Below are 20551 nucleotides of genomic sequence, written 5' to 3'. Positions count from 1 at the left end.
GCTGTCAACAACCTGCAACCTGGTTCAGGAAGGGCTATTCCTTACCGGCAAGAACGATCACGATCTCTCCTTTCACGGCTTTTGCCTTGAAATGATCAGCCACTTCGCGCAATGTGCCCCGTTTGTTCTCTTCGAACAGTTTGGTAAGCTCGCGACTGACACAACACTGTCTTTCGGCGCCAAAATAGGTGATGAATTCTTCCAGCGTCTTTACCAGTCGCATCGGGCTTTCGTAGATGATCATGGTGCGCTCCTCTTCTGCCAGTTGTTTCAACAGGGTCTGTCTGCCTTTTTTAATGGGCAGGAAACCTTCGAACACAAAGCGGTTGCCAGGTATGCCACTGTTCACCAGCGCCGGCACAAAAGCGGTGGCGCCAGGCAGACATTCCACTTTCACGTCCTGTTTGATACATTCCCGTACCAGCAGGAAAGCGGGATCCGAAATACCCGGCGTACCCGCATCGGTGATCAGCGCCATCGTCTTACCGGCCCGCAGCTGATCAACAATATGCTGAACGATCTTATGTTCATTATGCTGGTGATAGGGCGATACCGGTTTCTGTATCTGGTAGTGGTTCAGCAAACGGGCGGAAGTCCTGGTATCCTCACAAAGGATCACATCCACCTGCTGCAGCACTTCCAGTGAACGGAGCGTGATGTCTTTCAGGTTACCAAGCGGTGTGGGAACAAGGTATAGCAAGGGAGTTAACAGTTAGGAATGAATAGTGAGTAGTCAGTAGTGAGTAGTTAGTGATTGAGTGATCATTCTTAACTACCCGTTCAGACTCCTGGCGAATACTATTAATTGATCAGTTCGATCTCGTAAAACTCCATCACCGGGTTAGCCAGTAATTTTTTGCTGGCCTCATCGGCTATCTGTTTGGCTTCCGCTTCGCTGGAAGCTTCTACATCGAGGGTAATATGTTTTCCAACACGCACATCGGCTACGGCATGTAATCCCAGGTTCTGCAATCCGCCCAATACGGCTTTGCCCTGTGGGTCAAGCAGGTCTTTCAAAGGCATTACTTTGATCTGAACATGATAGGTCATGATACTATTCGGGTTGTTTGAAGGTCAAAGATAGAATTACGTACGCAATAAATGCGATGGGAACTGCCAGCCAGCCAAAACTTAATCCACTGGCCAGTGCCAGCAGGGCTATGATGAGGAATGGGAGCAGTTTGCGCGTGGTAATACCGGAAAACTTGAGCGCCAGCATGGGCAGACGCGATACCATCAGGTAACTGCACAGCAGTACCGAGCCATACCAGAACCATTTATTCAGCAACAGGTTGATCAGGAAATCACTACCCGAATACCAGTAGATCAACGGAAAAGAGGCAAATAACAATCCAACGGCAGGTATGGGCACACCCTTGAAACCATATCCCTGTGATGGATCGATATTGAAACGTGCCAGGCGGTAAGCACCGGCACAGGGAAGCAGGAAGGCAGGTAATAACCAGAGGGTACTGATATCCAATCCGTCTGCCTGTTGGGCAAAACACAAACGCAGGAACTGGTAAGCGATCAGGCCCGGGGCCACACCAAAACTCACGGTATCTGCCAGCGAATCCAGCTGTTTACCCAGTTCGGAAGGCACCTGCAGTATACGTGCCACAAAACCGTCCAGAAAATCAACTACAGCTGCCAGGCCTATGAACAGGCTGGCAAGCCAGATCTTTTCAGGTATCACTACCAGGTTCTCGCCATTAGCGTCCACCGAAAGGGTCACGCCCGACTGCATGATCGCAACAATAGCCAGACATCCGGCCAGCAGGTTCAGTAAGGTAAATAGGTTGGGGATCTGTTTCATGCCTGGTTTGGGGGTCATTGGTCCATGTTCCCTACCCGGTATGCTATTGCGGGCAGATGGTTCATGAACAATCAACTATTTTCTTTTCATCAAAGCTTCGATCTCTTCTACCGTGATCGGAATATTTTTCATTAAATCAATGTTACCATTCTTCGTGATCCAGAAATTATTTTCAATACGGATCCCCATTTTTTCTTCCTCAATATAAATACCCGGTTCAATGGTAAACAACATCCCCGCCTGTATGGGTGCGGTACGGGTTCCCAGGTCGTGCACATCAAGGCCCAGATGGTGCGAGATACCGTGATACAGGTATTTACGGTAAGCGCGGTTCTCAGGATCTTCGTTCTTAATATCCGATTTACGCAGCAGGCCGATCTTCAGGAACTGCTGGGTGGCTTCCTCTCCTACTTTTTCTGTGTATTCAACAATGGATATACCGGGTTTGAGAATGCTTTTGCAATAGTTATGTAAATGCAGACAGGCATTGTAGACCGTTTTCTGCCTGCGTCCGAATTTACCGTTCACCGGAACGGTACGTGTCAGGTCGGCGCAGTAATTACCGTATTCGGCACCGAAATCCATCAGGATCAGTTCGCCATCCTTACATTCGGCATTGTTGGAAACATAGTGCAGGGTGCGGGCATTATCGCCGCTGGCAATGATGCTGCCGTAGGCGGGACCGGTTGCACGCTGGCTTAAAAAACTATGCCAGATCTCGGCTTCGATCTCATATTCGGTTACACCGGGCCTGATGAACTGCAACAGCCTGCGGAAAGTGTTTTCGGTGATATCAATCGCTTTCTGCACCACTTCGATCTCTTCTTTGGTCTTGATGCTGCGCAGCTGCTTCATGATCCTGGCGGCACGCTGGAACGAATGCAGCGGATAAGCCGCTTTCATCTCATCCACAAAACGGTATTCGCGGCTGCGGATATGGGATGCTTTGCGGTCGTTTTCATTCGTATCAAGGTAAATATGATCCGCCAGGTGAACCCAGGTCTGCAAAGGCGCATCAATCGTATCCAGCCATACAATGGTCTGGATGCCTGAAATTTCAGCAGCTTCCTTTGCACGCAACCGTTTACCATCCCATTTCTCTTTCAGCTCGTTGGGACGAACCAACACCAACACCTCACGGTATTTGGGATCCGGGTTATCGGGGAACAGGATCACCATGGAATCTTCCTGGTTAATACCGGACAGCCAGAACAGATCGGTATTCTGCTTGAAAGCGTGAAGAGCATCGCCATTGGAAGGAAACTCATCATTGCTCACAAATATGGCAATGCTGTTGGGCAACATCTCTTTCACAAACCTTTTCCGGTTATTGATAAAGAGTTGCGGATTCAGCGGCAAATATTTCATAGTGGTTCGTTGATATGTCGCAAGATAAAAATTAAGCCGCAGGAATACGCATAATATATTTGAACAAACGGTCAGCTCAGGTATTCTCACGTATTTGTTAAATAAATAAAAAAATGTTAACCGGCATATTGAATTACGAATTCACTCGTATATTTACTACGAAATAATTCGTTTATTAAACCATGCAACTATGAAACATCAAGTAAAAAACGGGCTGGCACTGGCAGGAATAGCGGTTGTCACCCTGGGCACCCTTTCCTGGAAAACCGCCGAGAACAACCAGATCCCGGTAAAACCTTACAGCATTCATTACCAGGATGACACCAGCAAACCCCGTAAAAAGTATTCGCAGAACAGGGATTATACTGTGGGGGACCTCGATAAAGCCTCAAAAGAACTGGACCGCGCAGCAGAGGAACTAAACAGGAACATGAATATCGATTTCGCCAAAATGGACAAAGAACTGAAAGCTGCCATGGACGAAATGAAAAAGATCGATTTTGAGAAGATCAGCCGCGAAGTGCAAACCGCCCTTGCAAAAGTAGATTGGGAAAAAACCAGGACCGAAGTGGAACGTTCCCTGCGCGAAGCTGAAAAGAAAATGAAGGAGATCGACAAGAAACAGATCGAAAAGGAAATGGCCCGGGCTAAGGATGAAATAAGTGAAGCCAGACTGAAGTCGAAGATCGATATGGAAAAGATCAAAAAAGACGTGGAGAAAGGCATGTCTGAAGCCAAAGCAGGTATTGAAAAAGCGAAAAAAGAGATCGCACAGTTAAAAGAGTTTACCGGGAACCTGGAAAAAGATGGCCTGATCGACCGGAAAAAGGGATACCGGATAGAAGTGAAAAAAGGGGAGCTCTACATTAATGGCATCCAACAACCGAAAGAAGTGAACGACAAGTACCGTAAATATTTTAAAGAAGAAGATTACAGCATCCGAAGTGACGGGAATGAGATCTCATCACTGTAAAAACTGAATACTTATCCCCCGTATCAGCTGAATAGGGTAGCATGCACCGGATGATCCTTGTATGTCTACCCTATTCTTATTTTGCCAGATGGGGAATTAAAAACGAACAGTAGGGCATCGCACCGATCTCCCTGCACTGGAAGGGAAGATCCCGGTTTTTACAATAGAGAGTTCATAAGCACCCCTGGTGCTGTTAAAGCTGCTGAGGCTCGATACCGTTGCATCGTAATTGATGGTGAACCTGAGATCATTTACCTGGTAACCCAACATGGGGATCAGTGCATCCTTGTTACGGTAATAGAGTCCAATGATCAATTGGGAAAGCCCATCGCCGGTAAGGTCGCGATTGGCATTGAAACCCACAACGGTTTCCCAGCTGTTGCCCATTTTACTTACATATACATTCGGGTTCACGATCCACACATCCTGTATTTTGATACTGCTGTTCACAAATGCCGTATACCGTCTTTGCACGCGATTATCCGAAACAGTGGCATCAAAAAAACTTTCCAGCGGGCGATTGATATGCATCACACTCAGTCCGGCATTAAAATATACATTCTCAGAAGCAAAATAGGCATAGTTGAGGCCTACCTGCAAATCCAGGTAATTGACTTTGTTATAAGCAAAAGGTTCATTGGGCGGAATGGTAACATCAAAGAAGCTTCCGTTCCACTGGTTATCAAAAGTGAGTTTGGAGAGATCGATGCGTTTGGATACATACCCGAGTGAAAACCCGCCGCTCAGCAAACTATTGTAGCCAAGCATCTGGTGATAGGCAACACTGGCAAAACCGCCGGTGGATGATAAGCTGCCGCTGCCCGCCACATCTTTTAAAATAGAACCGCCCACGCCAAGCCAGCCATTCTCGAAACGATCGGTAAATAATTTGGTATCGGCCCATACACTCATGGTACGATAGGGATTGCCACCTATGCTGGCCCACTGGTTCCGGTAATTACCCCCTACCCGAAAATCGTAATCCGGATTAAAACCGGTGTTGGCCGGATTCACCAGCATGGGCGTATTGAAATACTGCGAAAAATGCAGGTCCTGTGCATCAACTGTCCCTGCCAGCAGCAGAGCAACCAATCCCATTTGTATTTTCTTTCTTATCTGCATAACCTTATCGCAATAGCGTGATATCTCCTTTTTTCGTTGTCCGTTCCTTACTGCTGAATTCCACCACCAGGGTATAATGATACACATCCTGTGGCTGCATCTTTCCCTGATAAGTACCATCCCATCCTTCGTATGGATCCGTTCCCTTGTAGACCACCGCTCCCCAGCGGTTATAGATGGTCCAGGTCATCCGTTCGATACCATAACCGCGCACATAGATCTTATCGTTGCGCCCGTCTCCGTTCGGAGAAAATGCATTGGGCACATCCAGTAAACTGTTGATCGTAACAGAAATCGGCTGACAGCTGGTATCACTGCAACCAGCATTGTTGTAGGCAACCAGGCAGGTATTATACGTGCCCGATGCGTTGAACAGGTGGCGCACCGTTGTATCAGTACTGATCGTGAACAAAGTATCGCCATCGCCGAACAGCCATTTGTAACTGCTTGCCCCCACAGCGGCATTCAGAAAGCTCACCGCTGTATTGGGTTCTGTTGGATTGGGCGTGTAGGTGAATGAAGAACTGGGATTCGGATTGACCGTTATCGTAAAATATGCCGAGGTATCCGTTTGGTTACAGGTATTCGGATCATTGGCAATCAACCGAACCCGGTATACTCCTGTTCGGGTATATTCATGCTGGGGATCATGTTCGGCAGAAGTGGTGCTATCACCAAAATCCCAGATAAAATCGCTGCCTCCCAAAGAAGTGTTATCAAACATGGCCGTATATGGGGCACAGCCTTTGGCCGGTGTTGTGAACTGCGCTTTTACGTTGGTAGAGATCCGTATGCGTTGGGTGATACTGTCGGGAGCATTGCAATAATTAGTATCGACCAATACCAAACGCACATTGTAGGTTCCTGCCGAAGCATAGGTATGTGTCACTTTTCCCAAACCGGCCGGTTGTGTGGTTCCATCGCCAAAATCCCAGCGGAAACTGGTATTGGTAAATGGTTTATTCGCCACTGAATTATTGGTGAACTCATAGGCCAGTAAGGTACAGGGCGGCAGTTTTACGGCCGCCATTTTCAGTGCCGCCTCGTCATCACGTACCCGCATGGTAACATAGGCTGTGTCGGAAATATTGCAACTGGTCGAATCAACCGATATCAGGCGTACCCGGTACATACCGATGGTGTTGAAGGTATGCGTAACCGTTGGTGCGGTGGTGGTATCGGGAGCGCTGCCATCATTAAAATCCCAGACATATTTTTTCCCCATGGCAACCGTATCTGTGAAAACCACTGTCATGGGCACACAACCCGAAGTATCACGAGGCACTCCGTTGATAGAAGCCTGTATTCCGGCACCGATACCCGCCAGGTTGAAAGCAATTTTCACTGCGGCCAGGTTACAGCTCTGCGAGCCGTTGTAGGGCGACCATACACCCGGTGTGGTAGGAAACCTGGGCTTGGGTGAACTACAGTTGGCGCACATGGCCTGGTAGATGACCCCATTTCTGTCGAAGCGGCTGGTTCCGCCATCTACATGTTCCCCGAAACCACCCAACTGCCCGAAATAACTTCCATACAGCTGCGATTTGGCATCTTTCTCCATGACAAAAAAGTAGAAATCGCTATTATCCGTTACTTTCTGGTATGCATCCGCGGTAATAGGCAATCCATTGGTTCCGGCGTTGGGATAATTTTCGACGATGTTCACGGAACCTCCCCAACCGGAATAATATACATTCTCACACCTGTCAACGAGGAAGGCAGTCGGCGACAAATTAGGATTGGCACTTCCCGAACCAAACACGGTGGAGTACACGTAATCGGACAGATCCGGTTTCAATTTTACAATGAACTGTTTTCCATTGGCCTGGTTAAAGGGAGCATTCACCACTGGCCAGTTTCCGGTAGTGGTACCGGCAATATAGGGGAAACCAAAACGGTCGAACTGGATACCATAGATCACATCGATACCGGCAGTACCAAAAAAGCCTGTCCTTACAGGCACCCCGTTACTGGTATATTCTGCAACAAATCCATCACTCAGTCCACCCTGGTAGGCAGCATATTTGACACCGGTCTTATCGCCCGGAAAATTACTGCTGGCAGTGGCGCCGGCTACAAAAATATTGCTGGTAAAGGGATTGATAGCCAGTACAAAGGCCGCATCATCATCATTACCACCAACGATCACGCTGAAAAGTACCTGGCTCAGGTCCGGTGTCAGTTTTAAGATAACGGCATCCTGCGCACGGTTCTGGGCATTAACACCGCCCAAACCGGTTTGTACAGAAACAGCAGTGACCGGGAAATTGGACGATTGCGTACAGGAAGCAAACAAAATATTACCCGCATTGTCCAGGATCACTTCACTTCGGGCATCATCACCATAGTTCCGGTCGATCGATTCGGCTCCAAGGGTAGGATATTTGTGACGGATATTCACACCATCATCTCCCTTACCGCCAATACGCACCGAACCCACCAACCCTGTTCCGGCTGCATTCAGTTTGGTCAGTACTATGTCCCAACCGCCACCCAGCGGGCCATAGGTTTTTAAAGCGCCCTGAACAGGATAGTCGGTAGAAGTAGTTCTACCGGCGATCACCAGGTTACCCGCCCCATCCACCACCAGGCTATGGGGTTGTTCATTACCTGTGGCACCACCGATATAGGTGGCATAAATGCGCCTTGCACCTGTGGGATCGAATTTCATGATCCCAATATCAAAACCACCCGGTTCTCCCGTTTGTGTATTACCACCCTGGTAGGTTTGCTGAAAAGCACCATTACTTACCGGGAAGCTTCTGTTTCCTCCAAATACAATACCGCCGGCATAAAAATTACCACTGGCATCATAGGTAGCCGTATACCCCCAGTTATCAGCCGAACTACCCGTAAAAGTGGAGAATACCACCGAGGGGTCTATCACCATGGTTGCCGTGGGGGAATAGGCTGCTCCCAGCTTGAACTGAACAATATTACTCTTCACATCATAACTGCAGGGAATTTCTTTGCGGTTGTTATCGATCAGTTGATACGTATATGGTGCCATTTCCTGCACCAGTTCCACAGAGGTCCTGATCTGCAGCGCACCGTCTTTTACCCGCAGGTTTTCAGCCCCGTCAAAATACATAGCAATACTGGCAGGGTTTCCGCCGGGATGCACAATGATATCATATTTCAATACGCCATTGGCGGTATAGTAACGCACATCGATATTGGGATACACATTTTTGTAGGTAAGTGCCTGGTAGGTCTTACAGTTACTGGCCCATTTGGAGGGATCATTACCAATAAGATAGTTGGCGTAGGTTTCCAGGGGTTTGTCCGGAACGATCTCGGGAGCAGGGTTGGCATGCAAAAAACGCATCTCATAGACATGCCCGCGCAATGCCGGGGAAACAGGCTCCTGCTCAGATGGCAAGGGCAATCTTTTTTCCAATGTATTCTTTGTACCGAGTGTCTTTTGTACCGGTTTCACCCCATGTTTATGAACTGATTCACTGATACGGGTAAGGTCGTCCTTGTTATACAATACCACCCGGTAACCGTTATCCTGCAGCAAAAAAGCCCCCGTGCTCATCTCTCCCTTGAAACGGATCTGCTTGTCCCATTGCCCTTTATTCTCGATAAATTCAAGGTTGTTTTGGGAAAAGGTATTTGCAGATACCAGCAGCAATACCAGTATTCTTCCTATCGTCTTCAGTATAGCCAAACTATTTTTTTAAAAGTTACGATTTATATACGTCCGGTGCAATGATAAAGTTCAAAAATTCAGATTGTTAGGATAGTTTTAAGAATTGGGAGTAGTGAGTGGTGAGTGGTGAGTAGGGAGTTGTCAATTGTCAATAGGGGTCTGCCCATTCACAATTGACAATTCACCATTGCCCACTCACTGACCACTCCCTACTCACCACTCACCACTCACGATATCTTCCCCCACCCATGCTTCCGTTTCTGCGACTGCAGGAAGTTCTTTAACTGCAAATTCTTTGCCATGGACAGCTCCACATCTTCTTCCACCAGTTTTTCCGCTTCTGCCCGGGCCAGTTCCAGCAGCTCCTTGTCGTTCACAATACTTGCGATCTTAAAATTGAGCGCACCGCTCTGGCGGGTACCCTCAATATCGCCGGGACCCCGGATCTCGAGGTCCTTTTCGGCTATCCGGAACCCATCATTGGTAGCGCACATTGTTTTGATACGTTCGCGGGCCTCTTTGCTTGCTGAGCTACCCGTTAATAAAATGCAAAAACTCTTTTCGCTGCCCCGGCCCACCCTGCCGCGTAGCTGGTGCAATTGCGATAAGCCGAATTTCTCGGCGCTTTCGATCACCATCACCGTGGCATTGGGTACATTCACGCCCACTTCTATCACCGTGGTGCTCACCATGATCTGCGTATCGCCTTTTACGAAACGCTGCATATTGGTCTCTTTCTGCTCGGCCGGTTGCCGGCCATGCACCATGCTGATATGGAATTTGGGTTCCGGAAAAAAACTTTTCACCTGTTCATATCCCTGCATCAGGTCCTCATAACTCAGTTTCTCACTTTCCTCGATCAGGGGATAGATAAAGTATGCCTGCCGCCCTTTATCAATCTCTGATCGAACAAAATCCATCACATTGGCCCTGGCGGTTTCGTTACGGTGAACCGTGGTGACCGGTTGCCTACCGGGTGGCAGCTCGTCCATGATGCTGTAGTCCAGGTCGCCATAAGCCGTCATGGCCAGCGTTCGCGGAATGGGGGTTGCCGTCATCACCAGTACATGTGGCGGAACAGCCGCTTTCTCCCATAGTTTGGCCCGCTGCGCCACCCCGAAACGGTGCTGTTCATCCACGATCACCAGTCCCAGGTTACGGAACTGTACCGCATCTTCTATCACAGCATGGGTACCCACCACAAAATGGATCGTATCCTCCAGTAATCCTTTCAGAATACGTTTTCTTTCCGCCGCGCGGGTACTACCGGTAAGCAGAGCGATCTCAACAGGCATATCTTTCAGGAGTTCACTCAATCCGGTATAATGCTGCTGTGCCAATATTTCTGTGGGTGCCATCAAACAGCTCTGGTAACCGTTGTCTGCTGCCAGCAACATGCTCAGTAATGCCACAATGGTCTTGCCACTGCCCACATCGCCCTGTAATAGACGGTTCATCTGGTGGCCCTTACCCGTATCCGTCCTGATCTCTCGCAACACCCTTTTCTGGGCGCCGGTCAATTCAAATGGCAGGTAGTTGGCATAGAGTGTATTGAAATAATCGCCCACTTTCTCAAATACCACCCCTTTGCTGGTATGATGGCGTTGCAATCGAACCAGATTCAGTCTTACCTGTGCGATGAACAGTTCTTCGAACTTCAGTCGTTTCATCGCTGCATCGGCCAAAGCCGGTGAGCCCGGGAAATGTATGTTGCGATACGCTTCAAAACGGCCCATCAGTTGCAGCTTATCCAGTATCTCCTGCGGAATATTTTCCGGCAGGTCTTTGGGTTGCAGCAGGGTGAGCAACGTATAGGTCAATTTGCCCAGCTGTCTTCCATTAAAGCTTCTGGCCTTCAGTTTTTCGGTAGTGGGATACACCGGCTCCAGGTAAGCTTTGCCCCCCGCTTTTGCCGCCACATACGGTTCTATTTCCGGGTGCACGATCTGGGGTTTGCCATTAAAGAACCCTGTTTTGCCAAACACCAGGTAATCACTGCCTACATGCAAACCTTTCACCACCCAGTTGATGCCCTGGAACCAGGTCAGTTCCAGTATGCCCGATGCATCGCGCAATTGGGCCACCAGGCGTTTGCCCCTTCCTGCCCCCATCGTTTCATAACTGATGAGCGTACCTGCCAACTGTGCATATTCTGTCTGCGGCGTGATCTCTCGGATACGGCTGACTTTGGTCTTATCGATATGCCGGTTGGGAAAATGATCCAGCAGATCACCGAACGTGAAGATCTCCAGTTCCTTTTTCAACAAGTCTGCACGCAGGGGGCCCACCCCTTTCAGGTATTCGATGGGAGAAGTTAATATGGTGGCGATCTCGTTCAAAAATAAATCAGTGGATTGCGGATTAAAGGATTCATAAACAAAGCATCCGTGAATCGGTACAAATATCCTTACACAAATTCATATTCAGCATTTATCGCATACACTTCCTGAAAAACACCTCTCACAAAATGGTTTATCTGTCACGTTCAGAACGCTGATCGACCGATCCGGATGCCAGTAAAATCGGCCATCCGTGGATCTCTCCTAAAAAAAAGCATTCCCCGTTCACCATTCCCCATCCACTAATATTATCTTCGCGCCTATGGAAAAAGAGGTTGTTTTAAGCGGCATTCGTCCCACCGGGTTCCTGCACCTGGGTAATTATTTCGGGGCTATGCGCAATTATGTGCGGATGCAGGATGATTATAACTGTTATTTTTTTGTGGCCAACTGGCATAGTCTTACCACACACCCCGATACCCGGGAACTGCAGAGCAGCGTACACCGGGTGATCGCTGAAAATATTGCCTGCGGACTGGACCCGGAAAAAGTGTCGCTTTATATTCAAAGCGATGTTCCGGAAATAGCCGAACTATACCTGTACCTGAATATGCTGGCTTATAAAGGGGAGCTGGAAAAGACCGTGACTTTTAAGGAGAAAGTCCGTCTGCAACCAGAGAATGTAAATGCGGGACTGCTCACTTATCCGGTTTTGATGGCTTCAGACATATTGATCCACCGTGCCCTGAAAGTACCGGTGGGCAAAGACCAGGAACAACACTTGGAAATGGCCCGGAACTTTGCCGAACGCTTCAATTACCGTTATGGCGAAGTATTCCCGATGCCCTATGCCTTTAATTTTGGCGGCGAACTGGTACGCATCATGGGACTTGACGGCAATGGCAAAATGAGCAAAAGCGAGAATCAGATGGCCACCCTGTACCTGGCGGATGACGATGAGAGCATCCGTAAAAAGATCATGAAAGCAAAGACCGACCAGGGGCCGGCTGAACCCAATGCTGTAAAACCTGATTATATCGAGAACCTGTTCACCTTGATGCGGCTGGTAAGCAGTCCGGATACCGTGAAAAAATTCGAGGACGACTTCAATGCCAGCAGCAGCGGTAACTGCGTGATACGGTATGGTGACATGAAAAAACAGCTGGCAGAGGATATGGCAGGTTTCATCAAACCTATCCGCGAGAAAGCAGCCGATATCCAGAACAACAAGGAACTGTTGGGGAGGATCATCCGGCAGGGTGCCGATAAAGCCAGAGCCAGCGCCTCAGAAACGCTGAAACTGGTAAGACAGGCGGTTGGGATGAATTACTAGGTGCTGGATTCTGGATTCTGGTTACTGGATTCTGGTTACTGGATTCTGGTTACTGGTTGCTCGTGGCTCGCGGCTCAAAGCTAGATGCTGGATACTGGCATGAGAAGTTAAAAAAATATTTCTATTACCGCATAGTTCATATGCGTATTTCGTACTTTCATTTTTATGGCAAAGGCAAAAAAACCAAAACACATTGCAGTGGCCGGCAATATCGGCGCGGGAAAGACCACGTTAACGGAAATGCTGAGCAAACATTACCGTTGGATTCCCCAGTTCGAAGATGTGGACCATAACCCCTACCTCATGGATTTTTATGAGGATATGCCCCGGTGGAGTTTTAACCTGCAGATATTCTTCCTGAACAGCCGCCTGAACCAGTTGCTCGAGATCCATCATGGAACCGAGACCGTGATACAGGACCGCACCATCTACGAGGATGCCAATATTTTCGCCCCGAACCTCCACGAAATGGGGCTGATGAGCAAAAGAGATTTTGATAATTACTACCTTTTTTTCCAGACCCTGAAAAGCATGGTACAGCCACCAGACCTGCTGATCTACCTGAAAGCCTCTGTACCCACCCTGGTGGCCCAGATACAGAAACGCGGACGGGAATATGAAGAGAATATCCGTCTGGATTACCTGAAGCGGCTGAACGAGTATTATAATAAATGGATCGACAGCTACAAAGAAGGTCCCTTACTCATTATTGATTGCGACAAGAACAAATTTGCCGAAACAGATGAACATTTCGGGGATATTATCAGTAAGGTGGATAGTACTTTGTTCGGGTTGTTTTGATAGCTGCTGAAGTAACGATTGAGAAACAATGTGAGTTCCAGGTGCAACTGTTTACCGCTTTACGAAGACAGGTTTTTGAGACTAACCTTCATTAGATGCACAAAACCTGAATTTAGCGCTTCACTGTTATAGAAGTACACCTACCAGTTTTGCAAAACGGTTATTCCTTCCCCGTAGGGTCTCCCCAGCGGGGGACCCTACACTTAGCATTACCAAACACCCAATACAGGCTTCCGTTTCTTAGAACTGCAAATTCCCCTGTGTATAAACCGCAATCAACTGCTGCAGGCGGACTGCCGGAAGACTACCTGCACAGTTCAGCCTGCTATTATTATATGGGTGAACAAGGCGTATATCCTGTTATTACATATTTGAAGTTGCAGAACATTGATCTAACTTGATTTTCTGTGCTCGGATGAGTGAAACGAAACAGTGGTAGAGCGGTGATACTAAGCGAAGCGTCTCCCGCCGGGGAGACCCTTCGCGGAAGGAAAACCGAGATAATATATTCTGTTGCCCAGCTTTGGCAAATGCAATGTTATGCGCAGAATGCTGCTTCTTTACAGTTCTTCCAATTGTAAAAGTAAATTAGGCAGGTAGGTTTCTTTTATGTGCCAAACAATGGTGTAGTCGATTCCGAAATAAGCATGTACAATCCGGTTTCGAAAGCCACGTATCCTGAACCAATCAATATTTGAATGTGCGTCTTTAAATTCCTCAGGCAGACGATTTGCAGCTTCGCCAATAATTTCAAAATTTCTCACGACTGCATCTATAGTTTTTTCATCAGCTATGAATTGTTCAAACGATAAAGCTGCAGTATATCTAATAATTTTTTTACCAGATTCAATTATGTCTTCTATGAGTAGTTCAGTGCTTCTTTTAGACATAAATTATTTCTTTTTGAATCTGCTCGAAATATTTTGGTTTAATGCCTTTTTGGGAAACCAGGTCTACTTTTCGATTTATAACAGATTCAAGATATTCAGCCAGATCAACAAACTCTATACCTATCGGTTTTGAGAAATCGACTATTATATCAATGTCGCTATTTGTCGGAGAGAAGTCTTCCCTGACAACCGAGCCAAAAAGACCGATAGAGCTTACTGCATATTTCTTTGTCAGCTCTGGCTTCAGCTTTTTTAATGAATCTATTATATTTTGCGATTCTTTCACAATGTAAAGATACCTTTTTATTTGTTTCCTTCTCCGTCTCCCCGGCGGGGGATCCTACGCTTAGCACTACCAACCACCCAATACAGGCTTCCGTTTCTTAGAACCGCAAATTCCCCTGTGTATAAACCGCAATCAACTGCTGCAGGCGGACTGCCGGAAGACTACTTGCACAGTTCAGCCTGTTATTATTTTGCAGGTGAACAAGGCGTATATCCTGTTATTACATATTTGGAGTTGCAGGATATTGATCTTACTTAGTTTTCTGCGCTATAATGTGTGGAACAATGACAGAGCGGTGATTCTAAGCGAAGGGTCCCCCGCCGGGGAGACCCTTCGAAGAAGGGAAAAGCTGAACATTGAACGTTGAGTCCCAGTCACTGCCGATGCCTGCAAATAGCTGATATTATATTGTCAAGACTGCTTTTGCAAATACTTTTATTGACTGTAGTTACCCTTAATTTTATTTATACTGTTCAAATATTTTTTCCAAATAACCTATTGATGTGGGCATTATAAAAGGTTCGGTAAAAAACCTGTAAAGCGTTTCATTAACTGCAACCGGGTTTTGCTTAATTGCAAAATGAGTAGAGCCGGGCAGTACACATAAGTTGGCATTTGGAACAGCTTCGAATATTTCTATTATATGCGACAGACGGATCAAATCTCTGTCAGAAGTCATTACTAAAACAGGAGCTTTAATCTTTTTTAATTCATCAGCACTGATCTGTGGATGATAGGCCATCAATTTCTGTAATTTAAATTCACGTTCAGCACCGGGTTCACCCGCAATTGATTTTTTTTGGAGGTTATCAAAAAATCGATGGTTTAATGCTGCCGCTTCTGGATAGAATACAGAATCATCAGGACGAATACTAGGCGACATTGCCGCCAACATTTTTACTTTTTCAGGATGGCGGGCCGCTAACAACAGGCCAATAATAGCACCATCACTTTGGCCAAAAACAAGTACTGAATCAAGCTTCAGATGATTCAGTAAAGCATTGTAATCTTCGGTCATTAATGAATAAGTCAGACTATCGCTGTTGTCATTGGTTTTGCCCTGCCCACGGCTATCAACAACAATCACATGGTACTGTTTTGAGAAAAAGGGGATTTGGCTGGAACTGCTTCTGACAGAGCCGCCGTTACCATGTATCAATAGCAAGGGTTGTCCTTTCCCATACACTTCATAATACATTTTTATGCCGTTCACATTGGCGTAATGACCCGATTGGGGATTATTGCCAAACGGAATTGAATTATCTTGAGCAAAGGAGCTAAGGGTTGACAGTATCGTCAGTATTATTAGCCCGGTAATTTTTATTGATTTCATATTCATTGATTTTCTTATCCGGAGGGTCTCCCCAGCGGGGCACCCTCCGCTTAGAATTACAAAATACTCAGTACAGGGAGATTTATATTCCTTCAGCCAGCTATTATTATACAGGTGAACAAAGCGTATATCCTGTTATTGCATATATGGAGTTGCAGGATATTACTCTTACTTAGTTTTTTGTGCTATGATGAGTGAAAAAGTGGTAGATCGGCGATGCTAAGCGAAGGGTCCCCCGCCGGGGAGCCCCTTCGCAAAAGATCATTTTACACAGACCAGGGCCACCCTTGTCACACACACGATCCTATATCATTCTATCATTCTATCATCCTATCATTCTATCATTGCCCCCATCACTCCTTCCTCCTCCCCATCCCCAATACAGCTGCCGGCTGCCAGGCTGCGTTGGCCAGCTGTGAACCGGATGGGGTGGTTAAGGTTTCATAAGCCAGTGAAACAGACAGGAACAGCAGATCCTCTTTCTGACCAGCTAAGTCCAGCAGGATCTCGCTGGCTGGTTGCTGTTCTTTTGTAAAGGGAAAGCTGATCTCTGCCATGCCGGATGATACCATACGGCTTCTTTCTGCAAAAGACAGTTCATGGACCATGAGCCGGATCAACAGATGGCTGGTACCCGGAGGCGCACTCAGTTGCAGCACGGGATTCCATGCAGGAATGATGATCCGGACTTTGCCGCCACCCAGGTCTTCTGCTGAAACCTGCACCCGGAATACATCCCGCAGATCGCAAAAGCTTTGTAACTGACACTGATCATTGGGCAAACAACTGAGGGGCCAGTCTGCCAAACCGGCGTGGGCCTTATACTGCCGTAATAGCCAGCTCCTGAACCGGTTATATGCTTCTCTTTTTAAGGGGAATAACAGTTTTGGCTGCAACTGCTCTAACAATACGGAGGTACAACGGGATACCTGTCCAAACAGTTGTGCCGACCCGGATCTTGCCAATTGCTTTTGTTTTGAGGGAGAATAAACAGGCCGGGAACGAACATAAGACTTGCCGTTCATGGTATAAAACACTAGGTTACCCACCAGCCCGGTCAGTCCATCCTGGTTGATACGTGCCATATAGTTAGTTTTGGTTAACGATATTGATCACCCATAGCTGTTCAACAAAATACCCATATTTTACAACATTTTTATGCTGTAGTGTAGGTTTATAGTGTGGTTAATGTGGAGTTACTTAAAATGAATAGTGAGTAAAGTATTGGTATACATTGAATTGATATGCTTACAGATGTCATCCTTCCCGGGTGGCTTTTTTTATACGCAGGCGAAATGCAGTAACTTGGGGGGTGAATCGTGAGACGTGAGTCGTGAATGGTCAATTGTCAATGGTGAATAGAGGAAGGGCTATCATAAATCACTCCCTACTCCCTACTCACCACTCACCACTGACGACTTTCCTTCTCCGGAAGGGAAGTTTACTGAAACTTATCGGCACCTCCTGCTGCAGGGGACATGCTATCAGCTTTCTATCCCAATAGAAAACGCCACCTTTTGGGTGGCGTTCCTGTAACAGACAAGCAACCAAGAGACCCTTTCTGTAATGCGTTATGGCATTACGGTAATCAGTTAGTTTTGGGTGCGGCCTGCAGAATTTCTTCGGATACGCCGGAAGCGTATTTTTCAAAATTCTGCACGAATTGCTGGGCCAGGTCGCGTGCTTTGGCATCATAGGCAGTTGTATCCGCCCAGGTGCTGCGTGGATTCAAAATTTCTGCGGGTACACCGGGGCAACTCAATGGCATTTCCATCCCGAATACGGGATGGGCTTCGTACGCTACCTTATCCAGTTTTCCGTCCAGCGCTGCGGTGATCATGGCGCGGGTATAGCCCAGTTTCATGCGGCTGCCTACACCATAAGGACCACCACTCCAACCGGTATTCACCATCCATACGTTCACTTCATGTTTGCGCATCTTCTCCCCCAGCATTTCGGCATATTTACCGGGATGCAGTGGCAGGAAGGGTGCACCAAAACAGGCGCTGAAAGTGGTTTTGGGTTCGGTAACACCCGCTTCGGTGCCTGCTACTTTTGCTGTATAACCGCTGATGAACTGGTACATGGCCTGTCCGGCAGATAAACGGCTGATCGGAGGCAATACACCGTAAGCATCGCAGGTCAAAAAGAAGATATTCCTGGGTAAACCGCCAATACTTGGCTCCAATGCATTACTGATATAACCCAGCGGATAACTTACCCGGGTATTTTCGGTGATCCGTTTGCTGCTGAAATCAATCTTTTGTGTGCCGGGATAAAACTGGATGTTCTCTACCAATGCCGCAGGGCGGATGGCTCGGAAGATTTCGGGCTCTTTCTCTTCACTCAGGTCGATCGTCTTGGCATAACAGCCGCCTTCAAAATTGAATACAGAACTGTCGGTCCAGCCATGTTCATCATCACCGATCAGTTTGCGGTTGGGATCGGCGCTGAGGGTGGTCTTACCCGTTCCACTCAGGCCAAAGAAAACGGCCACATCACCTGCTGCACCCATATTGGCGCTGCAATGCATACTCAGTACATTCCTTTGATTGGGGAGAATAAAATTAAGTACACTGAAAATACCTTTCTTGATCTCACCAGTATAACCGGTTCCTCCTATGAGTATGGTTTTATGCGTGAATGACAGGATCGCAAAATTGTGCTGCCGGGTTCCATCAACTGCCGGATCGGCCTTGAAACCTGGCGCCTGTATGATCTGCCATTCCGGTTCAAAATCCGGCAACTCCTCATCTGAAGGACGAAGGAACATATTGTGCGCAAACAGGTTACTCCAGGGATGTTCGTTGATGACACGGATATTCAGGCGGTGAGAGGGATCGGCACAGGCATGTGCATCGCGCACCCATATCTCTTCTTTCTCGCCGAGATAATCCAGCAGTTTTTTCTTCAGCTGGTGAAAATATTTTTCTTCAATGGGTATATTGAAACCGTTCCAGTCAACCGAGTCCGCCGTGATCGCATCTTTTACGATGAACTTGTCTTTCGGACTACGGCCGGTAAATTCACCCGTTTGTATACAAAGGGCTCCGGTATCGTTGAATACACCCTGCCCCCGCAGAACCGTCTGTTCTGCCAATTCTTCGGGCGATAACTGGTAATGAATGCCTGTGCTGTCGGTTAAACCCAATTCCTGCAGGATCTGCTTGGGGATCATAGTAGCTGCCATCATAAACAAACAAACGTTAGTTAGATTACAAAAGTAATTGTTTAATGCTTTCGCTGATTTTTATGTGTGGCAGGTACACATAAAAATTATTTATCCTGCCACTGCTTTCTTGAAGAATATCCAACGGGCTTTGCGGTTTTCTAAACCAGACACAGGGATAACTGGCATATTTTGAAGGTTTTAGAAATCATTTCGAGCGGTTCCAGCAGACAGGCAGCCAGAACAGGTTGCGAGCGAAAAATGCTTACTGACAGCAGGGATCATCAAATGATCAGGATCTTCCTAACATTTTTTTAGATAACAAAAAATTTCTATGCCTGCTGAAATGAGTAGGTTTGCAGGAAATGTGCGTTATGAAGATCCAGAAACTGCTTTTTGTACTCGTTTTGGCTGTAACAGCCACCGGCAGTTTTGCCCAGCAGAATGAAGAGGAGGAACAAAGGGGCAAATTCAAAAGGGAAAATATGTTTTTGGGTACCAGCCTGAACCTGGGTATCACCAACCGTTCCTTCAATGTTGGCTTGAATCCCGAGATCGGCTACAGCATCGCCAGATGGCTGGATGGTGGTGTGGCACTGAACATCAACTATTTTTCACAGAACGCTTCCGAATTCAGTAATATCCGTTTCCGCAATTTCAACCTGGGTGGTGGCCCTTTCCTGCGGGTATGGCCTGTCAGTTTCCTGCACCTGCAGGTACAGCCCGAATTCAACTGGATCAATTCCAGTCAGAAGAATGTTCAAACCGGGCAAACCGGCAGTTATCAATACCATGCAGGAAGTTTACTGGTAGGTGTGGGTTATGGAACTCGTGTACTCGGCTCACATTATTCCTATGTTACCCTGATGATCGATGTAACCCAAAACATCAACTCTCCCTACCGCGATCAGTACAACGATCCGCTGCCCATTTTTCGGGCAGGTTTTGGCATGTACCTTAAACCAAAGCGTCGATAGCAGCGACCGGATCATCGCAAACGATCAACCGGTCGCGCCAGTTATCATACAGGAATTCCTCATCCAGCATCCTGTCGATATGTACCACCAGGTGTTGGTAAAATCCTGCCGTATTCAGCAGTACAATTTTTTTATTATGGATGTTGAGGTTGTTCCAGGTCAGCATCTCGAACAATTCATCCAGCGTTCCGTTACCGCCGGCCAATACAATGGCCGCATCGCACAACTCATACATTGTTTTTTTACGAACATGCATATCGGCCACCACTCTCAGTTCGGTGATTCCTTTGTGTTCGGCCTCCCATTCCAGTAAGATCTCGGGTATCACACCGATCACTTTACCACCGTTGTCCATGGCAGCATTGGCCACAGCACCCATCAGGCCTTTGTTGCCGCCACCATACACCATCGTGATCTTCCGATCTGCAAAGAGCCGGCCCAACTGTGCAGCATGCATAACATACAATGGATTTTTACCGGAGCGCGACCCGCAAAACACTGCGATATTATTGACAGACATATACCAAATTTTCGAATGGCAAATTAGGT

At 47.2% G+C, this 20551-nt stretch carries 17 protein-coding genes; 4 read left to right on the top strand and 13 right to left on the bottom strand.

The window, feature by feature from the left end; genetic code table 11:
- Positions 1-34 precede the first annotated feature (34 nt).
- The 4 genes from rsmI to ACH3Y6_RS10305 form a co-directional block, all read right to left on the bottom strand.
- Positions 35-700, bottom strand: a complete 666-nt coding sequence (gene rsmI / locus ACH3Y6_RS10320; protein WP_490835533.1) for a 16S rRNA (cytidine(1402)-2'-O)-methyltransferase — start codon at positions 698-700, stop codon at positions 35-37.
- A 101-nt stretch (positions 701-801) separates the two neighbouring features.
- On the bottom strand, positions 802-1050 hold the full coding sequence (gene purS, locus ACH3Y6_RS10315) for a phosphoribosylformylglycinamidine synthase subunit PurS (protein ID WP_490835532.1): 249 nt from the start codon (positions 1048-1050) through the stop codon (positions 802-804).
- A gap of 4 nt (positions 1051-1054) precedes the next feature.
- Positions 1055-1834, bottom strand: a complete 780-nt coding sequence (locus ACH3Y6_RS10310; protein ID WP_490835531.1) for a CDP-alcohol phosphatidyltransferase family protein — start codon at positions 1832-1834, stop codon at positions 1055-1057.
- Between the two features lie 57 nt (positions 1835-1891).
- On the bottom strand, positions 1892-3184 hold the full coding sequence (locus tag ACH3Y6_RS10305; protein ID WP_490835530.1) for an aminopeptidase P family protein: 1293 nt from the start codon (positions 3182-3184) through the stop codon (positions 1892-1894).
- Between the two features lie 190 nt (positions 3185-3374).
- On the opposite strand from ACH3Y6_RS10305, the gene ACH3Y6_RS10300 reads away from it, so the two are divergent.
- Positions 3375-4157, top strand: a complete 783-nt coding sequence (locus ACH3Y6_RS10300) for a hypothetical protein (protein ID WP_490835529.1) — start codon at positions 3375-3377, stop codon at positions 4155-4157.
- A gap of 96 nt (positions 4158-4253) precedes the next feature.
- On the opposite strand, the gene ACH3Y6_RS10295 is transcribed toward ACH3Y6_RS10300, so the two are convergent.
- The 3 genes from ACH3Y6_RS10295 to recG all read right to left on the bottom strand — a co-directional run bounded on the left by ACH3Y6_RS10295 (position 4254) and on the right by recG (position 11273).
- Entirely contained in the window at positions 4254-5255 is a 1002-nt protein-coding gene (locus ACH3Y6_RS10295; RefSeq protein WP_490835528.1) for a PorP/SprF family type IX secretion system membrane protein, read from the bottom strand.
- A 28-nt stretch (positions 5256-5283) separates the two neighbouring features.
- Entirely contained in the window at positions 5284-8952 is a 3669-nt protein-coding gene (locus ACH3Y6_RS10290) for a DUF7948 domain-containing protein (RefSeq protein ID WP_490835527.1), read from the bottom strand.
- Between the two features lie 209 nt (positions 8953-9161).
- Positions 9162-11273 (bottom strand): ATP-dependent DNA helicase RecG, encoded by a 2112-nt coding sequence (recG, locus tag ACH3Y6_RS10285; protein ID WP_490835526.1) that lies wholly within the window; start codon positions 11271-11273, stop codon positions 9162-9164.
- A 262-nt stretch (positions 11274-11535) separates the two neighbouring features.
- Between recG and trpS the strand changes: the two genes are divergently transcribed.
- The gene (gene trpS, locus ACH3Y6_RS10280; RefSeq protein ID WP_490835525.1) at positions 11536-12546 is read left to right on the top strand and encodes a tryptophan--tRNA ligase; all 1011 of its coding nucleotides are present in this window, start codon (positions 11536-11538) and stop codon (positions 12544-12546) included.
- 165 nt (positions 12547-12711) lie between these two features.
- Positions 12712-13347, top strand: coding sequence for a deoxynucleoside kinase (locus ACH3Y6_RS10275; protein ID WP_490835524.1), 636 nt, complete (start codon positions 12712-12714; stop codon positions 13345-13347).
- 560 nt (positions 13348-13907) lie between these two features.
- Here ACH3Y6_RS10275 and ACH3Y6_RS10270 read toward each other — a convergent pair.
- From ACH3Y6_RS10270 to pckA, 5 genes are all read right to left on the bottom strand, one after another.
- Positions 13908-14237, bottom strand: coding sequence for a HepT-like ribonuclease domain-containing protein (locus ACH3Y6_RS10270; protein WP_490835523.1), 330 nt, complete (start codon positions 14235-14237; stop codon positions 13908-13910).
- On the bottom strand, positions 14230-14523 hold the full coding sequence (locus tag ACH3Y6_RS10265) for a nucleotidyltransferase family protein (RefSeq protein ID WP_490835522.1): 294 nt from the start codon (positions 14521-14523) through the stop codon (positions 14230-14232). The genes ACH3Y6_RS10270 and ACH3Y6_RS10265 overlap by 8 nt, the downstream gene beginning before the upstream one ends.
- Before the next feature lie 460 nt (positions 14524-14983).
- Positions 14984-15856, bottom strand: a complete 873-nt coding sequence (locus ACH3Y6_RS10260; RefSeq protein ID WP_490835521.1) for an alpha/beta fold hydrolase — start codon at positions 15854-15856, stop codon at positions 14984-14986.
- A gap of 353 nt (positions 15857-16209) precedes the next feature.
- Positions 16210-16941, bottom strand: coding sequence for a hypothetical protein (locus ACH3Y6_RS10255; protein ID WP_490835520.1), 732 nt, complete (start codon positions 16939-16941; stop codon positions 16210-16212).
- A 503-nt stretch (positions 16942-17444) separates the two neighbouring features.
- A complete protein-coding gene (pckA, locus tag ACH3Y6_RS10250) occupies positions 17445-19049 on the bottom strand; it encodes a phosphoenolpyruvate carboxykinase (ATP) (RefSeq protein WP_490835519.1) in 1605 nt (534 codons plus the stop codon).
- Positions 19050-19399: 350 nt separating this feature from the next.
- Between pckA and ACH3Y6_RS10245 the strand changes: the two genes are divergently transcribed.
- Positions 19400-20002 carry a hypothetical protein gene (locus ACH3Y6_RS10245; RefSeq protein WP_490835518.1) on the top strand — a complete coding sequence of 201 codons (603 nt, stop codon included), beginning with the start codon at positions 19400-19402 and terminating at the stop codon, positions 20000-20002.
- On the opposite strand, the gene ACH3Y6_RS10240 is transcribed toward ACH3Y6_RS10245, so the two are convergent.
- A complete protein-coding gene (locus tag ACH3Y6_RS10240) occupies positions 19983-20522 on the bottom strand; it encodes an LOG family protein (protein ID WP_490835517.1) in 540 nt (179 codons plus the stop codon). The two genes, ACH3Y6_RS10245 and ACH3Y6_RS10240, sit on opposite strands and share 20 nt — an antisense overlap.
- Positions 20523-20551 lie beyond the last annotated feature (29 nt).

It is taken from the genome of Sediminibacterium sp. FW305-C-269, from assembly GCF_058231045.1.
The sequence above is the reverse complement of the archived record's forward strand: the minus strand, read 5'-3'. Positions and strand labels throughout refer to the sequence as shown.